Genomic DNA, 20,816 nt, shown 5'->3' with positions numbered 1-20,816 from the left:
TTTGGACCTTGCTTTCCTTGATGCTTTTCGTTATCAGCGCACCGTTCAGATATAATTGAACAATATTCCTCCGGGAATTAGGAACGTCAGTTCAGGGCCGCTTTAGCTCAGTTGGTAGAGCACATCATTCGTAATGATGGGGTCACGTGTTCGAGTCACGTAAGCGGCACCATAATTCCCAATAAATTCAATATCTTAATATTGACCTTATCACTAATTTATTCAAAGGTATCTTTCGCGGAACCACTACGGAACCAGACGCTAAATCAATGCCCCTTCTTCTGCTCCGCCTCGATCCTCTGCAATATCTCCCGGACAAGGCGCATGTCGCCGCCCATCTGCTTTAGCTACGCATATTTGTATTTTCATTTATGAATAACCAATATGCAGCTTGCGAATAAGGATTAAGAGGCTGCTATAGAAGAAAAGCGAATTCATAAATAATCTTTATTTCCAAATATTTTCTAAATAATTATTGGGATAGATATATATAAAAATAAATGTAATTAATTATTATCGTTCACATGAAAGGTAATAATAATGATAAGACGATTTTTAATTATATTCTCTTCTTTATCTTTGTTTTCTAGCGGTTACGCCTTATCCGCAGAAAGCGGTATTACTCAAAAATTGGTAAACAAAGCATCGTATCATGACGATTTAGGACGTAAGATTGGGAAAGGTGAACTTAGTACTTTTTCTAAAATAAAAGATTCAATAATTCAATGTCGGTACGCGAACCTTCAGGAATGCCGTCGCGCTCTTGATGGTATACCTGATAGCGGTCTTTGCTTTGAGTGCGATGATGGTACGGCGGATATGACGGCCGGATAATATATGGAAATAATATCCGTATAATAAATTCTACGATCAGTTTTTTTATGAATGAGCTACAAAAAGCCCCGCCGACGCGGGGTTTTTCACTTCTTGTCCTGCGCTAGAACGGCCAGTACCTAATCTAAACGCTTGTTTGTTTCCTTGGCACTGTCGCGGGTTTCGTCTCTAAGCTCCTTCATGCCGTCTCGCAGCTGGCTGACGTGACCGTCGAGATCGACGCGGCGCAAATAGTCGTCACGAATTCGATTAATCCTCTCATGCAGGGCGTCATCACCAGCCTTCATTGAAGCCGACAAAGATCGGAACGCCGCGATCAATGCCAGCCCGAAAGTGACAGCAATCCCGATTAGCCACTTAATATCATCACCCCTTACCAGCCACATGCTTTCTGCCCATAAGCAGTGGCAAGCACATACGCCATCTGATTGCGCAATAGTCCGCGTTCTCGACCAGCCTCAATCAAGAGGCGGGTATCGCCAAGGTTCATATTCACGGTGTTTCCTTTCGGCAAAAGAAAAGGCCCCGCGATTGCAGGGCCTCCGAGTTTCAATTTGATAGGTATTTATTTCGCTCGGCTTTGTGCAGCGGAGAACAACTTCTTAAATGTCGCCCACGTATCTGAGGCTCGCATTAGCGTAGTAGTCGCTGTGATCTGGCGATGAAGATGAGGATGTTGGCCGGGTTGATCCAGAGTTTTCCATCTTTGAAGATCAGTGGCTTTTCTAGATCACGGCTTAGCCCGTCATAATCAATTGGATATTCGACGGACGCGCCAATTCTAGCATGATGTTCTCCGGCGGTGACTTCCATGAAGAAGCCCGCACGGCCTACCGTCTCTTTGACGCTCTCCGGCCTTGGCAGCGCCATTGCAGGAAGGGCAGCAGCTACAGGCGCGAAGCCGATGAAGGAGAGGAAGCGGCGGCGGTTCATGTTTTTTCTCCCCTGAATATCTCACGCCAGATATCAGCAGCGGCTAACTTGGTTTCGCTTGGCTGAAACTCATCCTCGGTCCAGCCTTTAGCAATGTCAGCACAGCGTTCCCGCTCTGCGAGAATGGCTTTAGGCTCAGGACCCATTGATTTCAGAATGATGAGCTGATTCAGTTTCGCTTGAGGAGACTGATCGATGAGTAATCTTTACTGGCTGAGCGAAGGACAAATGTCACGCCTTCGCCTTTTTTCCCTAAAAGTCATGGACGTCCGCGCGTTGATGACAGGCGTGTCTTGAGTGGAATTATATTCATTCTTCGCAATGGGTTACGGTGGTGTGATGCCCCTCGGGAATACGGGCCTTGTAAAACGCTCTATAATCGTTGGAACCGTTGGTGTCTCAAGGGGATATTTGCTCAAATATTGGAAGGCCTGTCTTCCAAGTCGCCGGTCGGAAAGACCGTCATGATGGATGCGACCTATTTGAAAGCACACCGCACGGCTTCAAGCCTACAGTTAAAAAAGGGGGCGATGGACGCCTGATCGGTCGGACGAAAGGTGGCATGAATACCAAATTGAACGCCGTCACCGACACGCAGGGGCGTCCCATCAGGTTACACGTCACGGCCGGACAAATCAGCGACTATACAGGAGCTGCAGTCTTAATCGAGATGTTACCGAAGGTCGACTGGCTTCTTGCTGACAGAGGCTATGATGCAGACTGGTTCAGAAAACAGTTAAAAGACAAAGAGATAAAGCCATGCATCCCGGGGCGCAAAAACCGCAAGAAGGCTATCAAGTATGATAAACGCCGATACAAGCGGCGCAATCGTATCGAAATCATGTTTGGAAGACTGAAAGACTGGCGCAGAATTGCCATCCGTTATGATCGCTGCCCGATTGTGTTCCGAGCAGTAATAGATCTCGCAGCAGTCGTCATCTTCTGGCTCGGAAACCAATGAGTCCTGAGCCTAGCTACTACCTCATAGGCGTCTTCTGACAATGTGCCGTCTGGGTACTGATGAACACAGGCGGCATCTAACAACGTGGTTGCTTTGGCTAAGAGGTCTTTCGGTATCTCGGCCATCATCAAACCCCTTTGCGTTTAACCGGGCTTGCCCACTTCACACTGCTTAATGCAAGGTATTGCCCCGGAGCGGCCAGTGTTGCTTCTTCTGCACGAGTGTAGCTATTGCTCATCGCCCGGTGGGATGAGTGAAAGGAGTGCCGCTCCCAAAATTGATGATTTTTATTCTTGACCGGTAAGCCCGGCATCTGTGAGACATGTCCGCCATGCGCGGGTTTAAAGAGCGCTTGGCGCCGGCAATCGACTCGACTTCTCCGCTGTCCTTTGTGACCCACTTTGTGCTGACAGCATCCAGCTTATAGAAGCATGTGCCATCTTCACGCTATCCGACAAAGCCAATAATCAGCTTTCCACTGTAGGCAAACCAGCCGTCATTGCTATGTTTCTCCCAGACAATCCGCACGGTGTTCTCCAAATAGAAAACCCCGCACTAGGCGGGGCTGTATTTTATAAAAACATGACTAATGTAGAAATCTAAATAGGCTATAAACACAATTCATAACCAATTGTACCTAGGAGAAGTGTAGGTGCACAATACGCTGCACAGTTTTCTGATACATTAGTAGCAGCATCACAAGCAATTGCGTATGATTGCCCCACGCCTCCAGCACTTGCGGCAATGATTACTAAGCTAAATATATATTTTTTCATAACAGAATCCTTTTTTTAAATTACGCTTAATTATCACCCAAAATTCAAGATAAATAAATTCCAATTTATGACGACCATCAAGTATTGAGCATATAATTAAAGAATTTAAATACCCGGATATTTGAGCTTAACGACTTATATCGAGGATAAATAAAAAACGGCTCGAAAGCCGCTGTAAATCTTTGGTGGCACAAATCACATACCTTATTCAGGCTGACTAAATGTCATTCATTAGTCAAGTCCTGTGGTGAAGCTTTGCGATCTATCCCATAGAAGTCCACAAGTGCATCTAACCCTATGGCAAGGAAACGAACCATGTGGGGCAGATACATTAGCATGACAAACATCACCAGACGTACTTTTGGCATTCTTTCCGGCAGCCTTGTGGCTTCTGCGATGATGCCTTCATTTGCCAAGGCCTCAGGTCGGGCTGTCGTTGGCACCTGGGGTGGCGATTATCAAAATCTGCAACAAATCAATATAGCAGATGGGAACCTTAAAGGCAGCGGAATGCAGGTCATATATGACCCTGCAACCGATACCGTACGCAAGGCAAAACTGCTGGCGGAAAGGCGTTTGCCCCGCGGATCAATGGACATCGCTTGTCTCACCCGTCAGGGTAGCTTTGAGATGTTCCAGAACGGAATTATTGAAGAACTGGATGAAACGAAGGTCCCTAACCTCAAAAAAGTTCTTCCATTCATTCGTACGAACTACTCCATTCCACATATTTATACAGGTCGCGTTATTCTCTACAATCCAAAGCAGGTAAGTCCTGCGCCAACATCCTATGCGGACTTGTGGGATCCCAAATATGCCGGTCGCGTTGGTGTCATCGATCTGCAGTACCAGACAACAATTGAATCTGCTGCAATGATTGCTGGTGGCAGTGCATCAAATTACGAGCCGGGCAAAGCCAAATTGCTCGAACTGAAAAAGCAGGGCGTTAAAATCTACCCTACCAATGAAGCGCTCGCACAGGCGCTGAAATCCGGCGAAATTGTCATGTGCATCATGTGGAATGCGCGCGGCTACATGTGGAAAAATGCTGGCATCGATATCGAAATTGCAATACCCAAAGAAGGTATCGCGCTCTACCTGTCCGATATGTGTGTCCCAAAGAATGCGCCGAACAAACAGGCTGCATACAAGTATCTGAACGCAATGCTCGAACAGGCACCACAAACCGCATTTGCTGAGCAGATGGGTTATGCACCAACGAATGGCGACGTGGTGCTGCCTGCCGCACTCGCATCTGCCGTAGACTACACTGCGGAGCAGCGAGAGCAATTCGTGCTACCTGATCTTGAATACGTTGCGAAAGCAGATGCCGATCTGCAAAACTGGTGGAACAAAGAGTTCAAAGCCTGATGATCGTCACAACCTGTCTGGCTGAAGCCAGACAGGTTCCGCTCCAGCTTTCCCGGTACAGCCATGCAAAAAACATCTATCTCCGCTGCCGCACTTCTCATGCCTGCGACAGGGCTGGTCCTTATTTTCATGGCCTGCCGCTGCTCTATCTTTTGCGCTATAGCTTTAATGATTTCGTGCCAGGCGAATTCATGGTGCAAGGCTTTACACTGGCGAACTTTGCAACATTCTTTACCGACACATATTACCTGAAAGGCATGGGCACCACCCTGCTCATGGCAGGATCCGTTACCGCAATTTGCGTCATACTCAGCTTGCCTCTGGCAAACTGGATTTCAAAGCAGAGTGGAACTCTCAAAACCATACTTCTTATGGCAATCATCCTGCCCCTGTTTATTTCCAACGCTTTTCGGGCGGCAGGTTGGATGGTGGCATTCGGGCAAACGGACGTGCTCAATTTTTTACTCATGAAGATCGGCATTATTTCCTCACCATTGACAATCATGCAGACGCCGACGGCTGTCTTCATCGGTATAACAGCAGTCAATCTTCCCTATGTCGTTCTCACACTGCAAAGTGTTTTTGAAGGCCTCGACGAAAACATTGATTACGCCGCAGCAAGCCTTGGTGCATCACTATTGCAGAGCTTTATGCTCGTTCGCATGCCAAAAATCATGCCCGGCCTTCTAGCAGCTTCAGTTCTATCGTTCATTCTAACAATGAACGCATATGCTACGCCTGTGCTTCTCGGTGGCCCATCTTTCCACATGATGGCTCCAATGATCGTGACCGAAATATTGAACAAAGCAAACTGGCCTCTTGGAGCGGCCCTCGCCTTCGTTCTACTCACGGTGACGGTTACGATATCGGTCTTCGCCGGCATCTTCATTCGTCGGCGTTACTAAAAGTGCAGAAACAAGGTAGAAATATAGAAACATCAGCTTATGGCAAAATTGAGCTTTGCCATAAGCTGATTTCTGCTCTTTTTTGGTAGTAACAAATATTGTCCGAAGCCTAAATCCGCTTACCTGTTTTACGGTCGAACAGATGGACCCGACTTTCATCTCCTTTGACATATATCTGTTGCCCCAGCTCCAACTCGCTATCGCGTGGAAACTCCACTGTTAGCATTTTGGGCTGACCCGTTTCGATATAGCCAAACATCTGGCTACCTAGCCGTTCAACTACTGCAAGTTCACCGCTGAACCATGCATCCTGTGCCGAGCAGGCAGTGAGATCTTCAGGTCGAACACCCAGCGTAAACCCCTGAACACTAAGCGATGCATTCTCAGAGTTAAGTGAAATGTCCCTACCTATGCAGGAGAGCTCAAGAACTTCTCCACTGCTGTGTCTAACCTCCGCAGGAAGCGCATTCATAGTCGGACTGCCAATGAACTGAGCAACAAAAAGACTGGCGGGTTTACGATAGATATCGAGCGGTTTGCCAATCTGCTCTACATTACCCTTGTTCATAACCACAATACGGTCGGCGAGCGTCATGGCTTCGACCTGATCATGTGTCACATAAACAGTTGTTGCCTTAATCTTTCTGTGTAACTTTGCTATTTCAAGCCGCATTTCTACACGCAAAGCAGCATCAAGGTTAGATAGTGGTTCGTCGAACAAGAATGCATTGGGTTCCCGCACAATGGCGCGCCCCATAGCAACACGCTGGCGTTGACCACCCGACAGTTGCGCAGGGCGTCGGGCAAGAAACTCACCAATTTTCAGCGTTTCAGCCACAGCGCCGATACGCGACGTAACATCATTATCGTTCGAGCCACGCATCTTAAGGCCAAAAGCCATATTCTCCTCCACACTCATGTGAGGGTAGAGCGCATAGTCCTGAAACACCATTGCGATGTTGCGTTCCGAAGGCGACAACTCATTGACGATTGCATCACCAAACTTCAACTCACCGCCGGATATATCCTCCAGGCCAGCAATCATTCTGAGCAACGTTGATTTACCACAACCGGAAGGACCAACCAGAACGACAAACTCTCCACTCTCGATCCGAAAGTCTAGATCATGGATAACTTTGTGGGTGCCATAAGTCTTCTGAATACGCTCCAAGGCGATGGCGATCATGCTTTCTCCTCCCAGAGTTTTCGCTTGACGTCTTTTATCGATATTATTATCAATAATGATAATTGAAGTGTTAGGCAAGAAGGCTCAGGCATCGGCGTGGCATATTTTTCACCCAAGCTCGTTCAGAGCAGACCTCCAAAAGCGGCAGTCGTATTTGAAGCGCTGAAGCGAGACATCATGCTTGGCACATTGCCAGCCGGGGCAAACCTGACAGAACTAGAGATTGCCGCGCATTTTCAATGTAGCCAGGGCCCTGTTCGTGAAGCGCTGCTTCAATTGCAGGAAGAAGGTCTCGTCCTGAGACAAGGCCACAGGGGCACTCAAGTGTCTCTCTGTACTCCAGATGAAGCTATTGAAATGTTTCGTCTACGCAACTCTATTGAATGCAATGGCATCCCGCGTGTCATGATGCGGCGTACTAAGAAGCTGACGGACGATCTCAAGGGAATGCTTGAAGGCATGTTACAAGCAGCCGATGACGAAGATGAATATCGTCTAGCTGCAATTGATCGCGATTTTCACAGACGCATCTTCGACGAAGCAGATTTGCCCGCGCTGAATCCGATATTGCATCGTTGCCTTGTGCATAACCATCGCTTTAAGATTTCACAAAGCGGCAGCGCCCGCGATCTGCGCGGAACTGCATTACGCCATTGCTCAATCATTGATGCTATTGAAGCTACAGATGTTGATGCAGCGCAGACTGCGATGCGCCATCACATTGCAACCATTGTCGATTTCGGGCCAGCAGTATTCCCTGAAGAGAGCCGTTCGTGATGCCGCACAGTCTCAACCATGAGCCGTCGCAAGAGATGCGCGCGCTACTCGAAAAAATAGCCGTTGAGTTTGCAGGCACGCCTGATCCAACAACACTCCCAGCCGCAGAAGGCCGCGCACTGGCAGAAAAAAATAACAAGCGCTGGAATGTCAATCTTCCTGAGATGCAGGATGTGCGCTTAGTGCGGATACCTGCGAACTCATCCATAGGGTCGCGCGAAACGCCACTTCTCGTTCTTGAGCCCCTCAACAAAAAGCCCGGAACCATTTTGTTCATTCATGGTGGCGGATTTGCGTTTTGTAGCCCGAAAACGCATGAGCGTTGTGCACGGGTGCTTGCCGAAAAAACCCACTTAACGGTGGTTTTGCCTGATTACCGACTAGCGCCGGAAGACCCTTTTCCGGCTGGGCTACACGACGTCATAGGCAGCATGCGCGCATTGATTGATGGGCAGATGGAAGGACTGAACGGCCCTGTTTACATTGCTGGCGATTCCGCTGGCGCAAATCTAGCGCTCTCGGCAATGCTGCATGAAGCGGAAAATAATCGTTCTCTGCCAAACGGCGCTCTGCTGTTTTATGGCAACTATTCCATGGAATTCGAAACCCCATCTTATCAAGCATTCATCAATGGTCCCGGGCTGACCACCGACCGAATGAAGCGTTACTGGAGCTGGTATGCGAGTGGGCAAGAGATTGCGTCAAATCCACTCGCCTGTCCGCTTCACGCAAAAGCCGAAACACTTGTAAAATTGCCAGCGCTGTATCTTACGGCAGCGGGTATTGATCCCTTATTTTCCGATACAATTCTGTTGCACAAACGACTGTCAAAAGCTGGGCGCCAAGACGAATTAGCCGTAACTGAAGGCGTCGTACATGGCTTTCTGCAATACACAAATGAACTAGCGGCAGCTGATGCAGCGTTGGAGGACGCGGCAAAGGCATTAAGCCGAATGGCCTGAACAGGAGAGGCCTTTTCAAACAACTGGGAGGAGTTGATATGTTGAAATCTCTTATGCTTGGTGCAGCCTTTACAGCTGCACTGACATTTTCTGCGCAATCTGCTGAAACCGTCCGCTTCTGGTATCATTTCGACAACCCAGAAAATCCGATGTCGGAACTGGTTGCCAAATTTGAAAAGGCCAATCCGGATATCAAAATCGAGGCAGAAAACATTCCATGGAACAGCTATTACGATAATCTCTACACGTCGATCATTGGTGGCAGTGCACCAGATGCTGCGATGGTCAAACTGTTTGCGCAGCCGCGATTGACGGAAATGGAAGCACTTGAACCATTAGGCGACCGGATCAATGGTTGGGCCGGGAAAGATGACCTGCTCGATAATCTGCTGCAACTCAACAAAGCAGCTGATGGCAACCAATATTATCTGCCTATTCAATATGTCGTCCTCTATCTCTACTATCGCGCTGATCTTTTCAAGGAGGCAGGACTCGAGCCGCCAAAGACCTGTGAAGATTTCCGCAATGCCGCGATCAAGCTCACCGACGCCCCAAATCGTTATGGCTTCGGCCTGCGCGGCGGTAAGGGTGGATGGGACCAATGGGGGGCATTTGTTCTCTCACAAGGCGGCGAGGTAAAGCCGGGCGGTTTGACAACACCGTCGGCTGTTGCAGCCAATCAATGGGTGATCGACCTTTTCCAGAAAGACAAAGTCATCCCGCCATCAGCCCCCAACGATGGATTTCAGGAAATCATTTCAGCTTTCAAAACCGGAAAAACGGCGATGACGATCCACCATGTTGGCTCATCCAAGGATCTCGTTGCTGCACTCGGCGATAAAGTATCAGCAGTCCCCGTACCTGAATGTGGCGGCAATCGCTGGACATCCTATGGTGATGAATCGCTTGCAATTTTCTCATCGTCAGAAGTGAAAGACGCTGCGTGGAAGTGGATATCCTTCCTTGCTGAAGGCGAAAATAACGTCTCCTTTAACAGCGCAACCGGTCAAATGACCGTCACAAAAAGTGGCTCAAAAGACTGGCAACTGCATGATCGTCGTTTTGTTGATGCAACAGTTGAGTCCCTGCCCTTTGCACATGTACTCCCACAAAACGAGGGCACTTCAGAATTTGTGAACACGGCGTGGCAAACTGCCATGCAACGCGCACTCGCTGGGCAAATTACATCTGAACAGATGATGCAGGAACTGGAAAAGCTATTCCAGAACTAAGCAACCGACGATCGGGACATTTATGGTGGCATTTCAATATGCCACCATACCTCCCCGATTGAAAAACGTCGAAAGCCAGTCCATTTCCTAGCTTGGATAGATAGCCTATGTCTGCTCTGCCCTCTGTCTCCCGATCGCCGACGCGTATGCGCCGCAGAAGTAAAAATCTGCTACCTTACTGGTTGCTCAGCCCGGCCGTAATTGTCACGCTCGTCATCGTTTTTCTGCCAATGGTGCAGGCGGTTTGGACAAGCTTCTACGATCTGGTTCTGTTCAAACCCAAGGCAACAACCTTTGTTGGTATCGGCAACTATATTAAACTGTTGCAGGATCCGGTGTTCTGGGCGGCGTTCTGGAACACGTGCATCTGGATCGGCCTGACGGTCCCGCTCCAGATGGGCCTTGGATTGATCACGGCTCTTCTCCTCAATAGAGAGTTTCCATGGCGCGGTCTGGCGCGTGCGCTGGTTATTATTCCTTGGGCGCTCCCAAGTGTGGTCATCGCACTGATGTGGCGTTGGATTTACGATCCCAATACTGGTGTTCTCAATGACATATTGCTTAATCTATCGATCGTAAGCCATGCAGTTCCTTGGCTGGCCGATCCGAACATCGCGCTTTACGCAATCATTGCCACGCTGACATGGCAGGGCTTTCCATTCTTTGCAATCATGATCCTAGCCGGTTTACAAGGTATTCCCAAAAGCCAGTATGAGGCAGCATCCATTGACGGTGCTTCACCGTGGCGGCAATTTGTAAATGTGACACTGCCCGGCATAGCACCTGTTCTTGCAACAGCAGGACTACTACGCGTGATCTGGGTTGCGAACTCGATGGATGTCATCTTCGTTATGACAGGCGGCGGCCCCGGCTATTCCACATATACCCTCCCCCTCTATGCCTTCATAAAAGCCCGGCAAAATCTTGATTTCGGCTATGGCACATCGATTGCAGTGACCTTCACGCTTCTGCTTGGTGTTCTGGTGGTTCTCTATCTTGCCCGCACAATGCGTGAGGTCGAGAAATGAACCGTCAAAGCACCCTCAAACGCATAGTAACCACCGATCTGCCCGTGGCGTGTATTGTTCTGTTCGCTTTAGCTCCATTCGCCTGGATGGTTCTGACATCGCTCACACCGACCGAGCAACTATCGGCCAGCGGTGTTGCACTTTCACCATCTGGCTGGGGCTTTGATAACTACAAAAGGCTGTTTAACAAAGCGCAGTTCTACAAGAATATGCTGGATAGTCTGGTTATTGCAGTTGGCACGGTGGTTCTCGGTCTCGCAGTTTCGGTAACAGCGGCCTACGCGCTATCGCGCTTTCGCTTCATCGGGCGCAAATTGTTCATGATGCAGTTTCTGCTCATCAACATGTTTCCAATTGTGCTATTAATCCTGCCGCTTTTTATCCTCATGCGTAAATACGGCATTCTCGACACTTATTTCGGACTCATCCTTGCAAATTCTACGGTCGCCATTCCGTTCTCTGTCTGGATGCTGACGAGCTATGTAGCCGCTATCCCTAAAAGCCTTGATGAAGCAGCAATGATAGATGGCTGTTCACGTCTCACGGCGTTGCGACGCGTAATCATCCCATTGATGATGCCCGGCATTATTTCAACAGGCATCTACATCTTCATCACGGCCTGGAATGAATATCTCTATGCTCTCACGCTCGGCGGTAGAAATGTGCGTCCAGTAACAGTCGCGATCCAGACTCTTGTTGGCGAATATCAAATCGAATGGGGGCTACTGGCTGCAGGTGCAGTTGTCGGCGCAATGCCAGCAACCATTCTTTTCCTTATCGTTCAAAAGCGCCTCATAGGTGGCCTCACTCAAGGGGCAGTCAAAGGCTAACAGCAACTTATTCCCCAACAGTTCTTCAAGCAATCGAGGAAATATCATGAACCCCATCGGGTTGATTTCAATGCAATATGCGCGGCCCTTCACAGCCGAACATTTCCCGCTTTTTCATAAAATGCGCGAGCACGAATTTGATTTTGTTGAGTTGCTCGTGCCTGAACCCGGCGAGCTAGACCTCAAAGAAACACGCAAAGCACTTGATGATGCGGGATTGAGCGTCGTGCTTGCAGCGCGTGTCAATTTAGAACGCAATATATCATCTGCTGACAACAAGGCGTATCAAGGTGGCGTTGATTACCTCAAATATACAGTTGATTGCGCCAATGCGCTTGGTGCGCAGGTCGTCGGTGGCCCTTTAACTGGCAGCCCACTCGTCTTTGCCGGGCGTCCTCCTCAGCCAGTTTCAGAAGACGAGCGTTTGCGCCGCAAAGATAGCTGTGTGAACGCTCTGAAAATTGCAGGAGAGTACGCTCAGGGTAGCGATGTTCTGCTCGCTGTTGAGCCACTCAATCGCTTTGAAAGCGACGTGTTGTGCACAACGCAACAAGCAATCGAACTGTTGGATGCAGTTGATCAGCCGACAATAAAGCTGATGCTCGACACATTCCATATGCACATGGAAGAAAGCTCAATTCCGGAAGCGATCAGGCTTGCAGGCGATCTGGTTGTGCATTTTCAAGCCAACGAAAACCACCGCGGCTTCCCGGGTACGGGCGCAACAGATTGGGTTGCAGTTTGCCGCGCACTTCACGAGATCGGCTATACTGGCCCAATTTCGCTTGAGCCTTTCCGCCGTCAGGATGATCGCTTCGGTGTGCCTTTTGCGCAATGGCGCGCACCACACGAAGACGAAAGTGATCGCTTGGCCGCCAGCACTGCCTTTATGAAAAGCCACCTCCTTCTCACGGAATATCGTCGATGACCCTCAAAATTGGTTGGATTGGTTGCGGTATCCACGCAACCCAAATGTTATTACCTCAGCTCGTTCGCTATGACGTGGAAATTGCCGCTCTTTGCGATATCGACCCGCAACGCCTAAAGAATGCCGGAAGGCAGTTCGGGGTGCGTACGCTCACAACTGACGTCGAGGCTTTGCTCAACACACCTGGTCTCGACGCCATTGGCATGGCAGTTGGCCCTGATCAACATCTTGCCTTTGGCAAAGCAGCTCTGGAACGTGGCCTGCCTGTATTCATGGAAAAGCCGCCTTCGGGATCAACCGAGGGGGCTCGTGAGCTTTTGAAAGCGTCCGAAAAAGCGAAAAAGCCACTGCTGCTAGGCTTCATGAAACGCTATTCTGTTGGCAACAAGATCGCAGCCAATATCATAAGGTCGGGTCAATTCGGTCCCGTTCTGGGACTGACGGGCTATTATATGACTGCCCCCGGTTATTTCGCGGGCAATGTCGATTACACAGGTTTCTTCCTGCACCACTGTGTCCATTATATGGACCTCGTCTCGCATCTGGTTTCGCCCGTCCGGAACCTGACAGCCAGGAAAGTCGAAAAAGAATCCGGCAAACTACTGATCCATGCAGCATTCGATTTTGAATGCGGCGCGATCGGCACCATTGCAATGGGAACGATCCAGTCCAGAGGCACACCGGTCGAACGGATAGAATTGATGGGCGATCATCAACGCATCGAAGTGGATGATGTCATTGATGTGCGTTGGCATCGGAATCCTGCGTTCAAGATTGACGATCCCGAGGCAACGCTGTCAGGCGAGTGTGATACCCTTACATGGAAGCCTAACTTCACCGCGGCAGCCAATGAAGATCCTAAGGGCTATCATTCACTGCTAGCAGATGTCGTTCCAGCACTTATGGGAGCGGAAACAGCTGCACCAAACATCGCCGAAGGGGTTATTGCTATGGAATGCCTTGAGACGATGCGCGCTGAAATTAACTTGTAAAATTAAAGTGGCCCCATAAATTTGGGGCCTCTTACTTACATTATCTATCCGAGTAGAGTTAACTCAGTACTATACCACCGTCGACATTGAGGCTTTGCCCGGTCACAAAAGCTGCATCATCAGAAGCAAGGAATGCAACCGGACCAACCACATCTTCTGGGTCGCCAATCCGTCGCATGGCTGTTTTTTCTTGCCATGTCTCGCGCACCGCGATATCGTCTAGATTAACGCGGCCCATATCGGTGAGTATTATGCCGGGGCAAATGCAATTTGCAGTGATACCGAACGTTCCAACCTCTTGCGCCAATACGCGTGTGAACCCCATAACTGCAGCCTTTGAGGCAGAATAGTGTGCTTGTTCCGGCGCGCCATGCTTGCCGCCAATCGATGCGATATTCACGATACGACCGTAATTTTGCTTCTTCATAAATGGTAACACGGCCTGAACAACCAGAAATGTACCCTTGGCATTCACATCAAGAACGCTGTCCCAATGTTCTTCTTTAAGATGTTCAACGTCGCTTGCAATCAGGATACCTGCATTGTTGATGACAGCATCGATGCGGCCAAAATTATCAACCGTCTTCTGAACCATGGTTTCAACGTCGGTTTTATTACTAACATCGGCATAGACAGTTAAGGCGCGACGACCACTCGCTTCTATTTCTTTTGCAACGTCCTGCAGTGCATCTTTCTGGCGTTCAATATCGTTGATAGCCACATCAAAACCGCGTTTGGCCATACCAAAAGCGATCGCACGTCCAATTCCACGGCTGGCACCTGTAACCAGTGCTATTTTCGCCTGTTCAGTCATTTCATCCTCCAAAAATTAAAGGGCAGTATAGCCGCCATCAACGGTCAACACCGTGCCGGTTACGAAGCCCGCCGCATCGGATGCGAGAAACAGAACAGCATTTGCGATTTCACGCGGTTCGCCGAGGCGTCCTTGGGGTGTCATGGCCAGCCATTTCGAAAACCACTCTTCGTTGCTGCGACCTGCAAGAGTGAGCTCAGTCGCCGTATAGCCAGGCGCGACCGCATTTACGCGTACGCCTTGCTTTGCCCATTCGACCGCAAGCGATTTGGTGATGAGATTGACACCTGCCTTAGCAGCATTATACGCGACCTGCGGCTGCGGATAGACAACGATCTCACCGCACATGGATGAAATATTGACGATCGCACCACGGCCGGCTGCAGCCATACGCTTTCCGAACGCCTGCGCACAGAAGAATACGCCATTTAAATTGACATCGATTACGGCTCGCCAGTCAGCTTCCTCAGTTTCCGCGACAGGGGCATTTTTGACGATGCCCGCATTATTCACCAATATATGCGGACAACCATTTTGGCGGAAAATAGCTTCTGCGGCGCGTTCGACTGCATCCTTGTCCGTTACATCAAGAATATAAAGATTAGCCGAGGCAACTCTTAACGAGTTGAGCTCTGCAATAGCCGCCTTACCTGCCGCTTCATCACGATCAGTTATGACAACAGTTGCTCCGGCTTCAACGAACAACTGCGCAATAGCGCGGCCTATGCCTTTGGCTCCACCGGTAATGACTGCAAGCTTATCTGTAAGTTCGAAATCCTTGAGCAATAGTCTCTCCCGAATTGATTTCAGATCGCGTGAACAGATTTCAGCGCCGGGTACAAAGCGCGATACTGCTGGTAAATCTCGTCATAGATCGCTGCTTCGCGCGGACGCGGTTCGATGCGCGTGCCGGGCTTGACCATCGCAGCTATTCCGTCATCTATGCTGGTAAAATAGCCCGCACCATGGGCCGCCAGAACAGCAGCCCCCACCGATGGCGCGTCGCGCGACTGCGGCACACAAACAGGCAAGCCAGCCGTATCAGCATGTATCTGCAACCAGAGCGGAGAAGCACTTGCTCCGCCGCCAACGGTGATTTCCTGTCCACGATAACCCGCATCTGCCATGGCATCGAGAATTGCGCGAGTACCAAAACTGATGCCTTCCATAATCGCCCGGAAAATATGATGCGGCTCATGTGCAAGTGTCAGACCGACAATTGCTCCACGCGACAAGGCATCAGTATAAGGCGTGCGATTGCCCTGAAAATGGTCTTGCACCAGAAGTCCGTCCGCCCCCGGCTCGAGAGCCGCAGCCTTACGGTTCAATGCTTCCATATCCATTGTACCGTTCATCATGCGGCCCAGCCATGCGATAATCGAACCGGTTGATGTTTGGCCACCCTCAATCACGTAGCGCCCCGGATAGAGCATATCCGGGTAACTGCCCCAAATACCGGGGGCATGGAGTGGTTTGTCCGAAACACCAAACTGCAGATGCGATGACCCCGTTATCAGAGCAAGTTGACCGGGTTTGGCAACACCAAGGCCGATCATGCCAATCAGTGCATCAGCCCCACCCTGAACTAGTTTCACCTTCTGGCTGAGACCAAGTTCGGAGGCGGCAGATGCACAAAGCGTACCGACTACCTCGCCCGGCGCGACCACGCGCGATGGCCATTTATGCAATAAGGTTTCAAGCCCCAGTTTCTGCAGCATCGTCGTGGGGAAACCGCCACGATCAGTCGAATAATGCCAGCGCAACGACGCGTTGTTGAGACTTGCTGCTTTTTCGCCAGTCAGGCGCAAAGTCATAAAATCCTGATATTCGCAGATCGTTTCGGCCTTCGCGAAAATCTCCGGCTCATTGCGTGCAATCCAGAGTGCCTTGGGGATCATCCATTCCGCCGAGACAGGCCCTTGGCCACCGCCATTGGCTTTGAGCGCCTGATCGCCCGTGGCCAATACAGCTTCCGCTTCTGAGCTAGCGCGAACATCCATCCAGATAATCGATGGACGCAGAGGCTTTCCGTCAGCGTCGAGCGCAACAACCGTGCAGCTTGTTGTGGCAAGCGTTATCGCTTCGACCGCTGCCGGATCAACTGCGGATTCTGATATCGCGTTGCGTGCGGCCTGAACAAAGGAACTCCACCAATCTTCTGGATTTTGTTCAGCTCGTGCACCGCTGGAAAACTTGATTTCATATGGGACTGCAGCACTCGCAAGGCAAACACCCGACAAATCGTAAACCCGCGCGCGGATACTTTCCGTGCCTCCGTCGGCGGTGAGAAAATAAGCCATTCAATTCCTCCCGGAGCAAATGCAAAGGCGCCTCCAACCTTTGCTCTGCCCTAAACTCAACTCAAATTGCGAAATGCCTCGAGTGCTTTGCCCGCATACATAACTGCTGGACCGCCTCCCATTTCGACAGCCACTTCCAATGCTTCGAGCAGTTCCACTTCTGTTGCAGCATGGCGGATAGCGGCATCGACATGATATAGAATGCAGTCCTCGCACCCTTTAGCGACAGCAATGCTCACAGCAATCAACTCACGTTGAGCGGAGGAGAAACGACCCGCAGCAGTCGCTGTCTTGCTGACCTTGGCAAAGCCTGCAATGAGTTCGGGCGTTGCCTTGGCAAAAGCACCAAGCCGGTATTGAGCTTCTTTGAGTTTTGCTTTTACATCAGTCATCGGCCTCTCCTGTTGAGCTCAAGATGAGATCCAGCACATCTTTCGTTTGATCCCATTGCGGCATATGGCCGGATTGAGCGAAGAAGTGGACACTCGCTGAAGGTGGCAACGATGTCACCTGCTGCCACGGGATGATGCGGTCTTGAAGACCAACAAGAACTCTCACGGACATAGAACGCAAAAGCTTATCCAGTGATGCAATAATATCGATGCGCTGCCCTGATGGTCCGATAATCGTTTCCACCAGTGCCTTGAGACGACCTTTGCTCATTGTGCTCGCAAAGTCGGCTGCAAGTTCGGGCGAAAGCTCAACAGGTTTGGCCGCAACGCGCCTGAGCAGATGCGACACCTCACCAGCTGTCGTGGCATTCGCCATGCCGGAAATGAAACTTGCATCGATTTCTGAACCAAGACCAGCTGGCGCAATAAGCGTTAGCCCCGAAACGCGCTCAGCATGGGCCTTTGCAAACTCCGTTGCTGCAATAGCGCCTAGAGAGTGAGCGACTACATGAACTTTCTTAACCGACAACGCGTCAAGAAACTCAGACAGAAAATCGCTTAGTTGATCGATATGCCCCGCTTCAATCGTTGTCAGACCATGCGCGGGAAGATCGGGCGCAATAACGCGGAAATTTGCCCGGCGCAGACCTGAAGCGATACCGCTCCATGTGGTGCGATCTCCCGAAAATCCATGCAGAAGCAGGAAGGTCGGCGCATCCTTTGAACCCTGGTCGCTATAGGCAACACGCCCACGTCCGAGTTCGACAAACTGTACATCACCTTTTGGCAGAGCATTACCGGAGGCAACGAGTACGTCCTCTTTTTCAACTCGGCCCCTGCGACCAGTACCGGAAAGAAGCTGGATATCGATGCCTTTATCACGCGCTATCCGGCGTGCGAGTGGTGTCGCACGAACACGCTGATCCCTTCCCGCTTGCCTTGCAACAGCTGCTCTGGAAACTGTCGGCGCAGCTGAAGCTGCAACTGTTTCAACGGCGGGGGCATCCGGCTTCAAGGTGGCGGCACCGGCCGCAACCTCGATGCGGGCTATAGCGCCGCCAACCGTTACCATGTCGCCTTCCTGACGCAGGATTTCGACGATCTTACCGCCGACCAGCGCAGGAAATTCTGCAACCGTCTTGTCTGTCTCAATTTCAAGAATGGCTTCGCCACGCTCGAAGCTGTCACCTGCAGCCTTTAGCCAACGGACAATGCGCCCCTCTTCCATCGTTTCCCCGAGGCGCGGCATATCCAGCTCAGTTACAACAAAATCGTCAGCGGAATCTTCCGAAACAGGCGTACTTTCACCCCCCTCATCCGTCCAGTCGGGACCAGCGCCTATGTCGATACGCGCCAGCGGCGCACCCACTACCACATGGTCTCCAACAGATCCGATCCACTCATGCAGGGTACCGTCCCCAAGAGCTGGAAACTCTGCAACGGTTTTGTCTGTTTCGATCTCAATGATTGAATCGCCACGTTTGAAACTATCGCCAGGATTCACGAGAAAGCCGACAATCTTGCCTTCTTCCATCGTTTCACCCAGACGTGGCATTTTGAGAATACGTTCTGTCATGACAGCATTCTCTCTGCGACCGAACGGATCAGGTCTGCTGTCGGCACACTTCCAGCTTCCAGATCCTGCGAGACTGAAATTGGAATGTCTTCACCCGCCACCCGCACGACGGGCTGTTCGAGATAATCGAAGCACTCTTCCGTAATGCGTGCCGAAAGCTCTGCTGCTACACCCGCCGTCATCACGCCTTCGGATACAACCATGGCCTTGCCGACACGCTCGACGTGCTCGCGCACAGTCTCAAAATCGAGCGGGTTGAGCGTACGAAGATCGATAACTGTCGCTTCAATACCCTTGGAAGCAAGTTTTTCAGCCGCATCCATCGCATAGTGCACCTGACGCGAATAGGTCACGATGACCAGATCTTTGCCAGTACGACGCACCGCTGCCTTACCCCATGCCAGTGGCTCAGCATCCAGATCGACTTCTTCTTTGCGGGTATAAAGCGCCTTGTGCTCGATAAAGACCACCGGATCGGGCTTGGTCAGGCTCTGTCGCAGCAGATGGTAAGCGTCCTGCACAGTCGCAGGCATTACGAGCCGCAAGCCCGGCGTATGCATGATCCATGCTTCCAGGCTTTGCGAATGCTGCGCACCCGCCGAACGCCCGGTGCCGCCCTGCGTACGCAGGACCATTGGCACACCGATCTGGCCGCCAAACATATAACGGATTTTGGCAGCCTGATTGGCGAGCTGATCCATGGTCATGCCGAGAAAGTCAATATACATCAGTTCAGCAACCGGGCGAAGACCAGTCATAGCTGCACCAACAGCAGCTCCGATAATTGCTGGCTCGGAAATCGGCGTATCGATCAGGCGATCAGCACCATATTTACCGATCAGGTCTTTGGTAACACCATAAGCACCACCATAACGGCCTACTTCCTCGCCGATCACGACGATGGTGTTGTCCTCGGCCATGGCATCATCCAGCGCCTTACGCAGCGCATCGCGGTAAGTCATGGCAACCATTATGCTTCATCCCTGGAAAGTACGCGATCAATACGGATGCGGACGGGTTCCGGCTCTGGTTCACCAACCGCATAGACATCTCTGAACATGGAAGTGAGTGGAGGCGCTTTGGATTCCACGGTAAAATCAATAGTCGCATCCATTTCGGCCGTGATGACACTATCCATCGCGTCAAGGCCAGTTTCTGGTGCCAGACCTTCCGAAATCAGCCTATCCCGTGTGAACTTTACCGGATCTTTCTTCCGGCCTTCTGTCTCTTCCGCTTCCGCGCGATACGGACTCTTGTCCATGCGCGCATGACCAAAGAAACGATAGCAGGTCACTGACAGGAAACCCGGCTTGCCAAGGCGAGCATCATCGATCAGACCCTGTGCAGCACTTTTTACTTCTTCAACATCAATACCATCCACAACTGCACCGTTAAGACCGAATGCATGTGCGCGCTGGTCAAACGCTGTATTGGCTGTCGCCTGATCAACGCGCGTGCCCATACCATACTGATTGTTGATGCAAACAAACACGACCGGCAGCCCCCAAAGCGCTGCCATATTCATGCTCTCATAGAGAATGCCCTGCTGCATCGCACCATCGCCAAAAAAGGCGATCGAAACAGAGTTTTTCTTGAGGTATTTGCTGGAAAGGCCTGCACCAACAACGGATGGAATACCACCACCAACAATGGCATTGGCGCCAAGATGCCCAAGCGCCATGTCGGCTATATGCATGGAACCACCCTTACCATGGCAGTAACCGGTTTCCTTGCCGCCGATTTCCGCCATCATCTGTTTGGGATCAGCACCGCGCGCAAGAAAAATACCATGGCCGCGATGATGGGTCGTAAAAGTGTCCTGCGGCTGCATAGCAGCACATACACCGGCAGCGGCTGCCTCTTCACCAATGGAAAGGTGAAGCATCGAACCCGCCGTCTGGCCACGTACGAACAACTCGCCAACGCGTTCTTCAAAGGTGCGGATACGCCGCATCGTCCGGTATAGTTCGAGAAGATTAGAGTTACTCGGATTTTGCACGTGCGCCTCCGACAGACTTG

20 protein-coding genes, 1 tRNA gene and 1 pseudogene are annotated in these 20,816 nt (G+C 50.7%); 11 read left to right on the top strand and 11 right to left on the bottom strand.

What is annotated here, in order from left to right:
- The first annotated feature begins 96 nt into the window (after positions 1–96).
- Positions 97–172: transfer RNA gene (locus H5024_RS14050), tRNA-Thr, on the top strand.
- Between the two features lie 781 nt (positions 173–953).
- Here H5024_RS14050 and H5024_RS14045 read toward each other — a convergent pair.
- The 3 genes from H5024_RS14045 to H5024_RS14040 form a co-directional block, all read right to left on the bottom strand.
- The gene (locus tag H5024_RS14045) at positions 954–1,220 is read right to left on the bottom strand and encodes a hypothetical protein (protein WP_187547796.1); all 267 of its coding nucleotides are present in this window, start codon (positions 1,218–1,220) and stop codon (positions 954–956) included.
- Positions 1,208–1,330, bottom strand: a complete 123-nt coding sequence (locus H5024_RS21530; protein WP_282186060.1) for a hypothetical protein — start codon at positions 1,328–1,330, stop codon at positions 1,208–1,210. The genes H5024_RS14045 and H5024_RS21530 overlap by 13 nt, the downstream gene beginning before the upstream one ends.
- Positions 1,331–1,467: 137 nt before the next feature.
- Entirely contained in the window at positions 1,468–1,767 is a 300-nt protein-coding gene (locus H5024_RS14040; protein ID WP_187547795.1) for a hypothetical protein, read from the bottom strand.
- A gap of 195 nt (positions 1,768–1,962) precedes the next feature.
- Between H5024_RS14040 and H5024_RS14035 the strand changes: the two are divergent.
- The 3 genes and pseudogenes from H5024_RS14035 (at position 1,963) to H5024_RS14025 (ending at position 5,780) form a co-directional block, all read left to right on the top strand.
- Positions 1,963–2,728: pseudogene (locus H5024_RS14035) on the top strand (IS5 family transposase).
- Between the two features lie 1,112 nt (positions 2,729–3,840).
- Positions 3,841–4,875 (top strand): ABC transporter substrate-binding protein, encoded by a 1,035-nt coding sequence (locus H5024_RS14030; protein WP_187547794.1) that lies wholly within the window; start codon positions 3,841–3,843, stop codon positions 4,873–4,875.
- Entirely contained in the window at positions 4,875–5,780 is a 906-nt protein-coding gene (locus tag H5024_RS14025; RefSeq protein ID WP_187547793.1) for an ABC transporter permease, read from the top strand. The genes H5024_RS14030 and H5024_RS14025 overlap by 1 nt, the downstream gene beginning before the upstream one ends.
- A 109-nt stretch (positions 5,781–5,889) precedes the next feature.
- Here H5024_RS14025 and ugpC read toward each other — a convergent pair whose 3' ends face one another.
- Positions 5,890–6,966 carry a sn-glycerol-3-phosphate ABC transporter ATP-binding protein UgpC gene (gene ugpC, locus H5024_RS14020; RefSeq protein WP_187547792.1) on the bottom strand — a complete coding sequence of 359 codons (1,077 nt, stop codon included), beginning with the start codon at positions 6,964–6,966 and terminating at the stop codon, positions 5,890–5,892.
- A 96-nt stretch (positions 6,967–7,062) separates the two neighbouring features.
- Here ugpC and H5024_RS21625 point away from each other — a divergent pair, with 96 nt between their 5' ends.
- The 7 genes from H5024_RS21625 (at position 7,063) to H5024_RS13985 (ending at position 13,715) form a co-directional block, all read left to right on the top strand.
- Positions 7,063–7,743: a GntR family transcriptional regulator gene (locus H5024_RS21625; protein WP_187547791.1), complete on the top strand. Its 681-nt coding sequence runs from the start codon at positions 7,063–7,065 to the stop codon at positions 7,741–7,743.
- On the top strand, positions 7,743–8,705 hold the full coding sequence (locus H5024_RS14010) for an alpha/beta hydrolase (protein ID WP_187548629.1): 963 nt from the start codon (positions 7,743–7,745) through the stop codon (positions 8,703–8,705). The genes H5024_RS21625 and H5024_RS14010 overlap by 1 nt, the downstream gene beginning before the upstream one ends.
- 38 nt (positions 8,706–8,743) lie before the next feature.
- Entirely contained in the window at positions 8,744–9,937 is a 1,194-nt protein-coding gene (locus H5024_RS14005) for a sugar ABC transporter substrate-binding protein (RefSeq protein ID WP_210309699.1), read from the top strand.
- A 107-nt stretch (positions 9,938–10,044) separates the two neighbouring features.
- Complete coding sequence (locus H5024_RS14000; RefSeq protein ID WP_187547790.1) at positions 10,045–10,965, top strand: sugar ABC transporter permease; 921 nt, start codon at positions 10,045–10,047, stop codon at positions 10,963–10,965.
- Entirely contained in the window at positions 10,962–11,795 is an 834-nt protein-coding gene (locus tag H5024_RS13995) for a carbohydrate ABC transporter permease (protein ID WP_187547789.1), read from the top strand. The genes H5024_RS14000 and H5024_RS13995 overlap by 4 nt, the downstream gene beginning before the upstream one ends.
- A 46-nt stretch (positions 11,796–11,841) precedes the next feature.
- A complete protein-coding gene (locus H5024_RS13990) occupies positions 11,842–12,723 on the top strand; it encodes a sugar phosphate isomerase/epimerase family protein (protein WP_187547788.1) in 882 nt (293 codons plus the stop codon).
- Entirely contained in the window at positions 12,720–13,715 is a 996-nt protein-coding gene (locus H5024_RS13985) for a Gfo/Idh/MocA family oxidoreductase (RefSeq protein WP_187547787.1), read from the top strand. Before H5024_RS13990 ends, H5024_RS13985 begins: the two co-directional genes overlap by 4 nt.
- A gap of 58 nt (positions 13,716–13,773) precedes the next feature.
- On the opposite strand, the gene H5024_RS13980 is transcribed toward H5024_RS13985, so the two are convergent.
- Genes H5024_RS13980 through H5024_RS13950 form a run of 7 tightly spaced genes read right to left on the bottom strand, consistent with a single transcriptional unit; the run spans position 13,774 to position 20,796 of the window.
- Positions 13,774–14,529, bottom strand: a complete 756-nt coding sequence (locus H5024_RS13980) for an SDR family NAD(P)-dependent oxidoreductase (protein WP_187547786.1) — start codon at positions 14,527–14,529, stop codon at positions 13,774–13,776.
- 15 nt (positions 14,530–14,544) lie between these two features.
- Positions 14,545–15,315 carry a glucose 1-dehydrogenase gene (locus H5024_RS13975; protein WP_187547785.1) on the bottom strand — a complete coding sequence of 257 codons (771 nt, stop codon included), beginning with the start codon at positions 15,313–15,315 and terminating at the stop codon, positions 14,545–14,547.
- A gap of 20 nt (positions 15,316–15,335) precedes the next feature.
- A complete protein-coding gene (locus tag H5024_RS13970; RefSeq protein WP_187547784.1) occupies positions 15,336–16,829 on the bottom strand; it encodes an FGGY-family carbohydrate kinase in 1,494 nt (497 codons plus the stop codon).
- Positions 16,830–16,885: 56 nt separating this feature from the next.
- On the bottom strand, positions 16,886–17,221 hold the full coding sequence (locus tag H5024_RS13965; RefSeq protein WP_187547783.1) for a carboxymuconolactone decarboxylase family protein: 336 nt from the start codon (positions 17,219–17,221) through the stop codon (positions 16,886–16,888).
- Positions 17,214–18,797: an acetoin dehydrogenase dihydrolipoyllysine-residue acetyltransferase subunit gene (locus H5024_RS13960; protein ID WP_187547782.1), complete on the bottom strand. Its 1,584-nt coding sequence runs from the start codon at positions 18,795–18,797 to the stop codon at positions 17,214–17,216. The genes H5024_RS13965 and H5024_RS13960 overlap by 8 nt, the downstream gene beginning before the upstream one ends.
- Entirely contained in the window at positions 18,794–19,768 is a 975-nt protein-coding gene (locus H5024_RS13955; RefSeq protein WP_187547781.1) for a pyruvate dehydrogenase complex E1 component subunit beta, read from the bottom strand. Before H5024_RS13955 ends, H5024_RS13960 begins: the two co-directional genes overlap by 4 nt.
- Positions 19,768–20,796 carry a thiamine pyrophosphate-dependent enzyme gene (locus tag H5024_RS13950; RefSeq protein ID WP_348770700.1) on the bottom strand — a complete coding sequence of 343 codons (1,029 nt, stop codon included), beginning with the start codon at positions 20,794–20,796 and terminating at the stop codon, positions 19,768–19,770. The genes H5024_RS13955 and H5024_RS13950 overlap by 1 nt, the downstream gene beginning before the upstream one ends.
- Positions 20,797–20,816 lie beyond the last annotated feature (20 nt).

The sequence above is a fragment of the Ochrobactrum sp. Marseille-Q0166 genome, assembly GCF_014397025.1.
In the GTDB taxonomy this organism is placed as follows: Bacteria; Pseudomonadota; Alphaproteobacteria; order Rhizobiales; family Rhizobiaceae; genus Brucella.
The sequence above is the reverse complement of the archived record's forward strand: the minus strand, read 5'-3'. Positions and strand labels throughout refer to the sequence as shown.